The organism is Ruegeria sp. P10, from assembly GCF_056534925.1.
The window spans coordinates 11831-24068 of record NZ_JBQERJ010000008.1; the positions used below are offsets into that span (position 1 = coordinate 11831).

10 protein-coding genes are annotated in these 12238 nt (G+C 55.5%); 5 read left to right on the plus strand and 5 right to left on the minus strand.

Annotation, left to right across the window (positions count from 1 at the left end; all coding sequences use genetic code 11):
• Positions 1-260 precede the first annotated feature (260 nt).
• The 3 genes from ACR0FB_RS13920 to ACR0FB_RS13930 form a co-directional block, all read right to left on the minus strand.
• Positions 261-1439, minus strand: a complete 1179-nt coding sequence (locus tag ACR0FB_RS13920; RefSeq protein WP_480621419.1) for an AAA family ATPase — start codon at positions 1437-1439, stop codon at positions 261-263.
• A 1565-nt stretch (positions 1440-3004) separates the two neighbouring features.
• A complete protein-coding gene (locus ACR0FB_RS13925; protein ID WP_480621418.1) occupies positions 3005-3766 on the minus strand; it encodes a hypothetical protein in 762 nt (253 codons plus the stop codon).
• Positions 3763-5061 carry a tyrosine-type recombinase/integrase gene (locus tag ACR0FB_RS13930; protein ID WP_480621417.1) on the minus strand — a complete coding sequence of 433 codons (1299 nt, stop codon included), beginning with the start codon at positions 5059-5061 and terminating at the stop codon, positions 3763-3765. The genes ACR0FB_RS13925 and ACR0FB_RS13930 overlap by 4 nt, the downstream gene beginning before the upstream one ends.
• Before the next feature lie 136 nt (positions 5062-5197).
• Between ACR0FB_RS13930 and ACR0FB_RS13935 the strand changes: the two genes are divergently transcribed.
• The 3 genes from ACR0FB_RS13935 to ACR0FB_RS13945 all read left to right on the plus strand — a co-directional run bounded on the left by ACR0FB_RS13935 (position 5198) and on the right by ACR0FB_RS13945 (position 8859).
• Entirely contained in the window at positions 5198-5422 is a 225-nt protein-coding gene (locus ACR0FB_RS13935) for a hypothetical protein (protein ID WP_480621416.1), read from the plus strand.
• Between the two features lie 61 nt (positions 5423-5483).
• Positions 5484-7463 (plus strand): phosphatase PAP2 family protein, encoded by a 1980-nt coding sequence (locus ACR0FB_RS13940; protein ID WP_480621415.1) that lies wholly within the window; start codon positions 5484-5486, stop codon positions 7461-7463.
• 148 nt (positions 7464-7611) lie between these two features.
• Positions 7612-8859 (plus strand): hypothetical protein, encoded by a 1248-nt coding sequence (locus ACR0FB_RS13945; RefSeq protein WP_480621414.1) that lies wholly within the window; start codon positions 7612-7614, stop codon positions 8857-8859.
• Positions 8860-8866: 7 nt separating this feature from the next.
• Here ACR0FB_RS13945 and ACR0FB_RS13950 read toward each other — a convergent pair whose 3' ends face one another.
• Positions 8867-9808, minus strand: a complete 942-nt coding sequence (locus tag ACR0FB_RS13950; protein ID WP_480621413.1) for a YcaO-like family protein — start codon at positions 9806-9808, stop codon at positions 8867-8869.
• A 68-nt stretch (positions 9809-9876) separates the two neighbouring features.
• On the opposite strand from ACR0FB_RS13950, the gene ACR0FB_RS13955 reads away from it, so the two are divergent.
• The gene (locus ACR0FB_RS13955) at positions 9877-10188 is read left to right on the plus strand and encodes a hypothetical protein (RefSeq protein ID WP_171171326.1); all 312 of its coding nucleotides are present in this window, start codon (positions 9877-9879) and stop codon (positions 10186-10188) included.
• A gap of 33 nt (positions 10189-10221) precedes the next feature.
• Positions 10222-11841: a hypothetical protein gene (locus ACR0FB_RS13960; RefSeq protein ID WP_480491806.1), complete on the plus strand. Its 1620-nt coding sequence runs from the start codon at positions 10222-10224 to the stop codon at positions 11839-11841.
• Between the two features lie 7 nt (positions 11842-11848).
• On the opposite strand, the gene ACR0FB_RS13965 is transcribed toward ACR0FB_RS13960, so the two are convergent.
• Positions 11849-12232 carry a carboxymuconolactone decarboxylase family protein gene (locus ACR0FB_RS13965; RefSeq protein ID WP_152456719.1) on the minus strand — a complete coding sequence of 128 codons (384 nt, stop codon included), beginning with the start codon at positions 12230-12232 and terminating at the stop codon, positions 11849-11851.
• Positions 12233-12238 lie beyond the last annotated feature (6 nt).

Genomic DNA, 12238 nt, shown 5'->3' on the forward strand with positions numbered 1-12238 from the left:
CAATTGGTCGCAGGGTTGCTGCCGTGATGATGGCTGGCCTCATGCTTTATTGAATGCCATCCAAAATTCTGCACTTCTTGATCGGTTGTCATTTAATTTAAAAACACCGAGTGTTCAGCGTTGTCTTCTCCCCCCAAATTGAACAGGGCAAGTTGCGCCACCACCCCCCTACCCCAATAGGGGGTAGGGGGGTGGTGCAACCAGTTTGAACGTATCTGCGCCACTGCGCGCGCCCTATGTTTTCGAGGTAGTGGCGCACTTTAATCCGATGCCCATTCGCCTACCTCCAAAGTCGGCACCTCCTTGCGCTGGGCGCTCATTTTGTGTCCCTTTTTCAATGCTCCTGATTTCAGCCAGGACTCGATCATCTTCTTAATTCGCTTTCGGTGACACGAGGCGTCCAAGCCCAAAACATTGGCCACAGTTACGCCAGCCCAATCGTCGCCGGTCTGATCCGAATATCGTCGTCCTTTTCCATCCAGGGCGTTTTGCACTGCCAATAGATCTGCAACGCTAACCCCATCGAACGTATCCGGCCATTTCCACGCTTCAGCGACGCCCACACTATCACCGTTCGATAGAAGTACCGATGCCATCCGTCGCCAAACACGGTCACCAACTGGCGCTAAGTTGGCTTTATCGCGGGTAACAGAGAAATAGGTAGCAGGGTCGTCTTTTACGCCCGCCTCAGCCTTCATATCGTCCGACATTTTGTTCAAAACCCGCCCGGATCGTGCCGCAGCCAGAAGCGCCGTTGCGCCACGGCCGCTTTCGGTTGTCGCAGTTTCGCCATTGGTTTTTCGGGTGTGGTGCACAAGTTCTATTGCGCAATTGCACCGATCCGCGAGACGGGCCCACTCCTTTGCAACTAAATCGATGGCCCCGTTGTCATTCTCGCCAACTTGATGCGACGAAACGAATGGGTCGATTACTATGACATCAATCCCACACGTATTGATCTCATTTGCTAAGGCGTCCACTTCTGGCGTGACGATTTTAACACCCCGTGGAGTTTGAATTGCCGTAGTCAGTTCGCGTTCCCGCCCAGTATCAACAAACAATCTGCCGGATATTTCCCTGGGGGTCACATTGTAATGTTGCATGGCTCCGCTTATCCGGCGGTCCATCTCATCACGGGGATCTTCAAGGTTATACAGCCACACCTTAAGGTCTGGTGCGGTCCAATCACCCAATAGCTTACGCCCAGAGGCCATTGCCAGCCCTTCACAAATCGTGAGAGACGACTTGCCGACACCACCAGGCGCCACTGTTACGGAAACCTGTTTTCGGATCAGATGTTGTCCGTAAAGCCACGGGCGAGGGGCAATGGTGGACGGATCACGCCAGACAAACTCTGTTGGTAAGCGAAGATTCCCGCCGCTGGGGCTTTCGATTTGATTTCCAAGTAACTGAACAGGAATTTCAGAATAGTCCCGCATTACACGCCACTCCCAACAGCCAAATAGGTAATTGCGGTCACGTGCGCTTCAGTGAGGCTATGCAGCCGTAGCAGGATTGAAAACGGCAATTGTTTCATGCGGCCAGCCTCCTAGTCACATGCTCCAGAAACGCTGTTTGTCGCGCTGGGCGCATCTGAGCAAAACTGGCTAAGCAATAAGCATCCAATTCTTCAGATGCTGCGCTACCGGCCCAAAACGCTGCTTCATCCATAAGGCTGATCAGTGGAGGGATAGGTGGCCCAGCGTAACTGTGGGCCTGCGTAAGCGCGAGCAAAGCATCGTCACGATCTAGAGTGCACAGGACATTAGAGGCCAATAGCATTCGGCACGCTGTGCTAAGCCTAGCAGTCAGAACTGTTTGGAATCCGATCCACGCGCGCGGGGAGCTGATCCAGAGGGCGTATCCTAAAGTGCGCCCGACGCTGTTTATGGGTTGGGGAATGCATTTCGATATTGATGCGTCCGTGGTTTTCACGATAGCCTCGTTGCGAAGAAGATTGAATTTTCCACCGTTAGTGGGTGCGCCGTCTCCTGTTCCAGCAGGGGCGGCGCTTTCTTTTATGCGAATGCAGGTCATGACATCTGCTCAGACTGAGACTTTTCCCAAGCCTCCAGATCTGACAGCTTCCAACGCGAGCACTGAGGTGACAATTTCACTGGTTTGGGAAATTCTTGATTGGAATTGACCCAACGCCACGGCGTCGATCGATGCACGTCATAGCGAGCGCCTACCTGTTTGTCGGATAAGTATGTTTCGGCCATTTTGATTGTCTCTTTTAGTTGCTTGTGATGGCAACTTGACGAAATATGATTGGGACAGTGGCCTGCAGTGTCCCAACTTTCTTGATGGGCTGTCGGAAATCTCCCCTTGTAGCGGTTGCGAAATCGGAAAGGGATGGGCTGGAGAAGGTTGCATGCCATCCATGCTCCCCAATTCAGATGTGGTCGATACGCTCGGTACTGCTTAGATGTCGCAGCGCTGGGCGATATGTCCAATTTCATGCCGAAAAACGACACATGAGGATATCTTCAGTTAACTCGCCTCACTGGAGAAACGCTGAAACTCTTTGTTTCTTGGTAGCTCCAAAGAGACGTTCTGGCATAAAGCGAGTAGAAGCCAAGGTACGTATATCTAACTATTCGACAATGACTTAACGGATCTACAGGGTGGTGGGGCTTGTTTCAATGATAAGGATCGTTGACCTGTGGATTATCAGAGTGCAATTTTAAGTAGATCGTTATTGATTTCGGCAAAGGGATTTGATGCTAACAATTGTTAACATTTCATAACGTTTTTCTTAGAAGGCTTTGAGCCATGCTTTCATTTCTAAAAGCCGTCTATTTGAGGTTTCTACCTGTCCCACATCGGCCTCAAAAAAGGCAGCAAGTATTTTTGTGTGGCACACCCTACGTTCGAAAATACAATATGACGCGCCCTCCAAACCCGCGCACGCGTATTCGGAACGGAAAAATTGAAGAAGAACTCCTTCGCGGCGATGGCGGTCGGGCAATTTGGGGCGTTAGGCCGCCTGAACAAGACTGAGCTATCTGTTTCGAATCCAACGCTTTCGGTTGGCTTCGGCAGAAGTTCCCAGACCAGCATTGAACGCATGCTTCGCAGCGGCCGAATCAGAGTGACCTTTTTCAATGCTCGCCTGCATGTGCGCCAGGATCTTTTCCCTTTCCGGTTTTCCTTCGCGGTTTTTTGACTTACCTCCCGCCGAGGCGCACCTTGCAATTTTTTGTCCCCGAAGTGCGTGTACTTCAATTTCCTTTCCCGCTGCGGCAAAGGCGTGAACGCCTGCAGAAAAGGCATTGTGCGCAGTATGTGCTATTACTTCCAAAAGCCATTCACGTTCATCTGGGTCCACTTCGTGGCTCATCCACTCATAACCGAGTTCGATTTGCTTTAAGAAATCAAGAGCTTTATCAGCGTGCGAGCGGCGCGACAATTCCGGGTCGCCATCTGTAACTTCCTCCAAAGCAGTGAATTTTTCGAGCTGCCCGACCACCTTATCGCGTTCTCTATGCCACTCCGCACTGGCCGGTTCAGGTTCACCTTCGACCAATGCCTCCAGCTCGCCCAGGTACAGTATCTTTGCCGCACCCTTCCACTCTTCTGGAGCTTCGTCGGGACGTGCGTAATCTGGTTTTTCTTCTATACCGTTTTGACGGGTAACTTTTGGTACGTCGCGCTTCAGCCATTCCAACAGCTCTTTTAACTGAGCGGTATCGTCCGAACTGCGCCACCAATTCTCAATGGCAATCCAATCGCGTCGTTGGTAGAGATCGCGCCAATCAATCATTGGATCACCAATCTGGAGACATTGCCATCCACGGCCGCTTCTCCATTCAGGAAATTTGACCACTCAGTCATTAGCTTGCGCCGTCTCTCAACCATGTCACCGCGGCGGTATGAAGCCTCCACAGCGTTCCCTATCTTGTGAGCCAGCGCAATTTCAGCCATCTCGCTGGGAAAATGCGTGCGTTCGGCGACCCAATCACGGAACGTACTGCGCAGACCATGCGGTACTGCTGGTCGTTTACTGTTCCTATCTATGAAACCGACCTTGCCATTGGCGACCTCGCTTGTGTGTATTCGTTTCATTGTTGCACTCAACGTCATATCTGACATTTCACCTCCACGCGGGGCGGGAAAAACCAAAGAGTTGCCCTCAAACCGGGGCAATGCCTCCAAAAGTGCGGTGGCTTCGTCTGACAGGGGTACACGATGTTCCCGATCCATTTTCATCCGCTCCGCTGGAATGACCCAGAGCTTCGTTTCAAAACTGATTTCTTCCCAGCGTGCGCCACGAACCTCTTGCGAGCGGGCCGCGGTCAATGCCGCAAACTCAAGTGCGCGAGCACCCATTCCATCTCTTTCACGAAGAGCAGCAAACCAATTGGGTGCGTCGTCTATTTTGACAGCGGGTTGGTTGCTCTGTTTTGCAATCTTGGACTTGGCGGGTAGAAGTTCTTTCAGGTTTCCTCCCCAGCGCGCAGGGTTGTCACCAGTACGGTGCCCGGCAACGGTGGCCCAAGATAGAACCGTTTCAATGCGCCCGCGCAGCCGAGAGGCAGTTTCAGTTTTTGTTTTCCAAATTGGCTCAAGAACGCGAAGAACATCCTGGACAGTTATTTCGTCGACTAGCAACTTTCCAAGTTCAGGCATCGCATAGGTGTTGATGGTGTTGCGCCATTGATCGCGGTGTTTTTCGTTTTTAAATGCATCCAATTTTGCCGCAAGGCATCTCTCGGTTGCTTCAGCAAAGGACAACCCCCGTCTTTGGGCCATGACGAGCGCTTTTTTTGCAGACTTACGTTCTTCTACAGGGTCAATCCCTTGCCGGATTTGATCCTTCGCTTCCCGTGCACGTTCTCTCGCTTGGGCTAAAGAAGTATCAGGATAGCCGCCTAACCCAATTTCTCGTCTTTTACCTGCTACAGAAACTCGCAAGAGCCATGTGCGTCCACCATTGGGAGTGATTTGCATCAAGAGACCTGACACTCCACCCACCGCGAATGTAGAGTTTCCAACACAGCCCGGGTGCTTCAACCTCTTCACATCAAGTGCAGATAGTTCTTTCGCTACTTTCGGCATACATACCCCTCAACTTACCCGCCAAAACTACTGACAGCAGTTGCGACGAGGTGCAATGGGTTGCAGCGAAAAATTCGATAATATTGTTTATTATTATAATGTTGAGACCAGAGTCATCATCTGATGCATCGACAAAATGGCTGCCTTCGTCTCCGCCATCCAACTTTCTTTATCTTTCTGTCCGGTGGAATGCGGCTCGAAGCTGGCTGGGCCCGTGATATCCTGTCTTGCATTGGATTCCGAAATTTCTCGAAAGATCGGAATGCGGCGGCGGGGCCTGGTGTCCAGCGCGATCGAAGCCTTTTCTACCCTGGACATTCTCAAAGTGTTGCAGAACAGGGCAAAAAGCCTGTCGGAATGACCGGTCACGATCCGGTAACGGCTTCGTGCGAATCGTTGTCTCCGTCGATCGGGAGAGCAACATGCCGCAACATATCATTCCGTCTGAACCCTGGCAGGACCTGGAAAAGCCCAATCGTGGATTGAACCGGGATCAGTGTCTTTCGAACGCGCCGATTGGTGCCAGAGACGGGGCAGCCGCCGAACATAACGGCGAAGCAGACCTGTTTGCCGGGACTTGGCCCACGAGCTTTTCGAAGGGCTTGCGGCATGACGAAAATGGTATTGTCGACGCGCAGGTTTATACCGAGTTTCTGGAAGAAGTGGCTGACCCAACCGGCACCGACAATCATGGAAACAGGCTGACGCTGTTTGACACGCCAGCCTATTCCGGGCCCTTCCGCACCGCGCCATCAGAGGGTGGTGAATTTAGATGGCGTGCGTGGGAAGGGCCGATCCTGGGTCATCGGTTGGGGTTCAATGGATTGGATGCCGGCGGTTTGGGTATCGCTCCGGCGCCCAGGCTTGGGTCAGATGAACTGGCGGCAGAGATGGCCGAACTCTATGCGATGGCCTGTCTGCGGGATGTGCCCTTCGAAACCATTCGGGATGGTGCCGAGGGAACCGACAAGGTGCTTGGCGCCCTGGGCCGGTTGGAGTGGTTCCGCAAAGACGGTTGCCCAAAGGATGCCAGCGGTGCCGAGATCGGGAAAGTACCGGCGGCGCGCCAGGTTCGAGATGGCGAAGGTCTGTCTTCGCGAACTTTGTTCCGCGGCTCGAGCCAAGGCTGTTCGGAAGGGCCTTACATGTCGCAGTTCCTTTTGCAGGGGTACGGCCCGCTGACGTCAGACGCGGCGCATGTGCAAGGGCGGTGGTTGGAAAAAACAACAACACCAGGGACAATGCCGTTTGGTTCATTTCGGCTTGACCAAAGGGTTGTACCTCAGGCTGTTGGCGTGGACTATTTGCGGGACTGGGCCGAGTGGCTGGACGTTCAGAACGGGGCGGACGCAACCGGCGAACAAGCCTTTGAGGCCTGTGGCCCGAAGTTTATTGAAACACCTCGCGACCTTGCTACCTATGTGCATTTCGACTCGATCTATCAGGCTTTTTTCAATGCCTGCCTGTTGATGTTGGGCAGAGGGTTTCAAGCAGATGACGGTCTGCCCGATGTCTGGAATTCCCGTGCGGAGGATAGTGGGGCCCATTGGGGCGGATCACACGCGCTGTCAATGCTGGCAGAAACCGCGACCAGGGCAATGCGGGCCGTGCGACGCCAGACCTTTCAGGTGCACAACCGCGCCCGCCCTGAAAAGCTGGGCAGCGTTGCAACCTTGGTGGCGAATGGTCATGGCGCGGTGCTTGGGGCAGCGGAACCGTTTGCCGCAGCCCATCTTGAGAAATTGGAAAGCGCCGCCTGCGAAGATTTCAGTCTTGTGGAAGCCATTGCCGCCGCGCCGGCCACCAAGCGGTTCGCCCACAACGCGGTTTCTCATAAAGGGCTGCCACAAATCGATCGCAACCTGCTTTTGCCTGTTGCTTATCCCGAGGGCTCGCCAATGCAGCCGTCCTACGGGGCGGCGCATGGCGCAGTTGCCGGGGCGTGCGCGACGCTGCTCAAGGCGTTCTTCAGAACACATGCGCTGGACGGGTCCAGGGTAACTTTGGCAGAGGCGGGTATGCCGCGCGTCTTTGTTCCGGCTCCGGGTGGCAGGACACTGGTTGAGTCCGTGCAGCCAGAGGACAACGCAGCGAAGCTTACGCTGAATGGCGAGCTGAACAAGTTGGCTGCGAATATCGCGATCGGGCGCAATTTTGCAGGGGTACATTTCTACAGCGACTATTTCGACAGTATCCGAATGGGTGAACGCGTTGCGGTGGGCATTCTGGCCGAACAGATGGCGAATTTCCGGGGGGCCGCGAAAATGTCGCTTGAAACATTTGATGGAGATCGCCTCAACATCGTTGGCGGTCGTTCTTGCGGTAGCGAAATCCACATTGTGAACAGTACGCCCGAATTGTGGTGGACCCGTCATTTGCCTGAACAGGCGGGGTGGGCATGATGAAGCTATCAGGCCCCATGACAGGTCGATTTCCATGATGCTTCCTTGTTCGTCACCGGTGGCGATCGCCCTGTCGGAATTGAAACCCTGCGGGCATCGACCTCTGACTTTCCATTCTAGTGTCTCTGAAGCCCAACGGTGTTCTTTGATGTCTGTATTCCAATCGCCGGGACTTGCTGATCAAGGCGTGAACGAAGCCACCCGGTCAGCGTGGAATTCAAGCATTCAGAACATATTCGACGTGCAAGGTGTCAGCCCGTTTCTGGTCATGGATCCGCGTGACATAGAGGCGGGCCAGCCTTCGAATGGGTTCAGATGGCGCGCCGATCCCCGGGAACCGCGGGACTGTCTGGGCGATGAGCTGGCGGCGCGCGTGTGTGACCAAGGCTGGCCCGGCAGGGTTGAGCTGCACAATGAATATCTTGAATACACGTTGGTAATGCGACCCGATGCCGGTGGCAGACTGCGCCCGAAGCGTTTTGTGGCCACTACCGAGTTTGTGGAGTGGTGGCAGTTCATGGCGGTGTTCGATCTCGATCACTTCCTGTCGGTGGTCGCATCGGTGACCGGGCGCTTCTACTCCTGCACGGACCTGCTTGAAGTCTCACGGTCGGTATGGACATCGATGGATGTGTCCGAGCGTGCGGCCCGCTTTCACAAAAGGCTGGTGGGCAATGATGACGCGCATCCGCCGGAACATCCGTTGAATATCCAGCATGCCCTGTTTCTGGCCAAGGGCACGAACCGTTTGACCGATCTGATCCAGACCATGCATTTTTCTTCCTTCCCGTATCTCGTGAAGGACGGCGAGAGCAGGCGGCGCGCCCGGCTTGAAGAAGTTCTTGATTTCGCGAACCGGCAGGATCTGTACTGCGGGCATGCAGGGATCCGCCTGGTGAGCGATACGCTTGAACTGGCCGCGGGGAACTGTGGCAAGTCACCTGCGGGCCGGGCGATGGCATTCTCAGATCCGCTTGGGCTGTATATTCAGGCATTCCATACAGCAGAACTGTTTGTGGGTGCGGGCGGGGTGCCTCGGGGCTGGGTCCGGTTCAGGCGCGGTGCGCCGGGAATGCACATGCGACTTGAATTCGGACCTGCCGACGACGATCCCCGGTTTCTGGATGATATCACGCTGGGAACAGGCGCTTCGGCGCGCCCTGTCTCGGGCTATGCTCTGGCCAGCCTGATCGAGGTCGGACCGATGATCACAGTTGCCGCCAAGCCGCGCGTGATCACCCGTGTCGAATTTGTTGAAATTCCGCATGTTGATCCGGGGCGGGTTGTCCGCAGCCTGCCCGAGACCGAACGTTGCAGGCAGCTTTTGGAGTTCGCGGACCGTTGCAAGGCAGAGACCAACGGCGACACGACACGCTTTCCCAGAGACGTATCCTGACAGGTGCTCAAACTGCTACGGCTTTGACCACCGGAAGGGGAATTTCAGGTGCCGTCATGTCAAAAACCGCTACTGGACGACCGAGGGCGCGGCTTGCCGCTGTCAATACCGTCGTCAGCGACGGGTTCGGGCTGTCCCACGCCTGCACGTCGTACAACCGCGTCGGAGCAACAGGCCGGTCATTCTGCGCGCCACGATAAAGCCGGAACAGACGGGCCTGTTCGGCATCCATGCCGTGATCCGTTACACCGTTGTGTTCAAGCATCACCATGTTGCGCCAAGACACCACCGCCTCGGATGCTGCGTGCCATATGCCCTGCGCCAGATTTGCGGAAAGCGCCGATCCATAGGTCGGCCTGCCGCCATCCGCATCTGCGCAGACCGCGCGCAGCAGAAGGCCGATGCCCGGAACTTCGAGGATGTGAAGGCTCAGTTGCCGCAGCTGGACGTGCAGCCACTGCGTCAAATCACGGGGCAGGACCGTGTCCGGCGCCAGGTGGTCAAACCCCTGCGATCCAAGAGCGTGTTCCAAACACTCCAGCGCCGCCCACAGCGCAGCGGCTTCATGTGTCGGGCCAGCCGCGGCACCTTTCGAAGTGACCTTTCCGTCACTGCCCGGAACACCCAGTGCAAGCGCGTCGTTTGGCATCACATGGGATGCGCCATCCGACGCAATCAGGCTTTTGCGGGTTTGTGGTGCTTCGGCACTGTATTGCAAGGCATAGCGCTCAATCGCTTCGAACCCGGCCAGCCGCGCCGCCTCTTCCGGTGTGCGGCCGGTGCCGAAAGACACGCGATGGCCCATCCCGCCCTTGGGCGGCAGAGCTCCGTCGCGCAGCTCGATCAAGCGAAAAGCCGCGTGGATCGGCGCAGCTTTGGGGAATTCGGCAAACGAGGGTTTGGAAATTAGCCGAGCAGTTTCAGCGCGTTCAATCAACGTGTCGGTCATTTTCATTTCCGGATAAGCATATAACGGGGTATACAAGCGGGCATTGTTGTTTGAGAAGGAGATTTTACATGGCTCGTTTGACAATCAACCCGAATTATTCGTTGAAAGACTTGGGGTGCGAAGTTCTGAATGCCGCGCGCGGCCGTGCGCTGGGGTCGCAAGATGATCAGGACGCGGCGGAACGCAAAATTCAAGAAATCCTCGCGGACAGTGGTAACCCTGAGGTCAGGTTTGTCTATGATACCAAGGATCTGGTTCATATCGTTGTTCCGGACCTGAGTGACAAAAAGCCGGATCCGAACCCCGATCACGAGTCATGGTGCTGCAAACTGGCCTATGAAGCGATGGGTGGTATCGTCATATTTGGATGCAGCGGTTAACGACAACCCCCGAACGTTTCTTGAGGGCTGTAAGTGACTGAGGCAATAACCAAGGTTTTTTTGACCGGACCGTTTCAGATTATCCGTGACGACGGTCAGGATGTGACGCCTCGGGGCACCAAAGCGAAAGCTCTTCTTGCTTTGGTGCTTCTGTCAAAAAACGCGATACGCAGCAGGGCTTGGTTGCAGGACAAGCTCTGGAGCGAGAGTTCGCCCGCACAAGGCGCGGCGTCGCTGCGCAAAGAGCTGAGTGTTCTCAGCAAGCACTTTTCCAAGCACAAACTTGATTTTCTTGAAGTCACACGTGAAACGGTGTCGATCAATCTGACAGCTGTCGAGGTTGATCTGTTTGACGAGCAGCTTAGTTCCGATCGGGCTGAATTGCTTGAAGGGTTGGACGTTGCCGACCCCGAGTTCGAGGCGTGGCTGACGGTTGAACGACAGGCCTATTGGGACATCGATACAGACTCAGACGGACCGGTTCTGGTTGGCCGCGGTTTGCCGGTGCATTGGGGGCGCTTGCGTCCAGCGGTTGTGGTTGAGCCTTTTGAGGTTGTCGGGGAAACGCCGGATATCAGCATTGCTGCCTCCTCAATACGAGACGAACTCATGTTTCTTCTGGGCACAATGTCCGACGTGATCGAACTGCGTGACGCGCGCAGGCAGGAAGGCGCGGTTGAAGGTTATGTTCTCAGCGGCAGCGTGGTTGGCGCGGAAGGTCTGCGGGTGGCCGCTCAATTGACGTCAACCGCGGATCAGGTGTGCCTTTGGACACAGCGGTTCCGCTTTCGTGCGAAGGAAACATTCGACGCGGTCGAAGAAATCGCCATGAAGGTTGTCGAGGCGCTCCAACTGCGATTGCGTGACGGGTATTGGTCAGAAATCTGGTCTGGTCGTGCCACTTCGACCGAGGCCTGGTCTGCGTTCCAGAAAGCGCGCATATTGGAAAGTCAGGCAACGGAAGACGGGTTGCAGGATGCCATCCGTCAATACCGCGCCTGTCTCGAGTTTGACCCCGGATACCTGCCGGCCCGTGTGGCGATCGGTTTCTGTCATTTGGACATGATCCGCCTGGGCATGGATGCAAACCCGGCCGAGACGCTGGCAATGGTCGAGGCCGAATGCAAACAGTTGCGCACTCTGAACCCGACTGACCCGTATTGCTCGGCCCTCCATGCTTTTACCCACAGTGTTGCCGGCAACACGTCAGAGGCTTGCAGCTTGATGCTTGCCGTCGTGGAACGTTTCAGCGGAAGCCCGGAACTGTTGGGATATTACGGCATCCTGTTGGTGTATGATGACCGGGCCGAAGAAGGCGTTTTGGTCTGCAAGAAAGCGTTGGCGTTGACGCCGCATCCGCCCATTTGGATCGAAGCAAATCTGGCAATCGCAATGATGATAACCGGGGACAAGGCCGCGTGGCAGCATGCCCATAACGTGTTGCGGGTTGACCCCGGACGCGTTCGCCCCAGGGTCGTGCTGTGCATGCTGTCCGCCGCCGCCGGGAACCATTCCCTGGCGCGTCGACATGCCCGGCAGATTCTGGAATTGCAGCCGGGCTTTACGGCCGAACGCTGGGCCTGGCCCGGCTGTTTCAAGAACCGGCAACACTACGAGAAAGGCGTGCGGCTGTTGTCGGCGGCTGGTCTGTGACGGGTCGTCAGGTTTCTTCCAGCACCTTGCGGGCCACGCGAAAACACTCCAGCGCCTGAGGAACACCGCAATATATCCCGACCACGTGGATGATGGCGCGGATTTCTTCCTTTGAAACCCCGTTGTTGATAGCGCCCCGGCAGTGGATTTCCCATTCATGCATCTTGCCCAGCGCACCGATCATCGACAGGTTCATCATCGACCGGGTCTTGGCGTCGATCACGTCGTCGCCCCAGCCAAACCCCCAGCACCAGGCCGTCATGGCTTCTTGAAACGGGCGGGTGAAGTCGTCGGCGGCAGCAAGGTTTTTTTCCACATACTCTGCGCCCAGCGTGTTCTTCCTTTGCTCCAGTCCTTTCAGAAACAGGTCTTCGTCGAAAATGTCGGCCATTGCGGG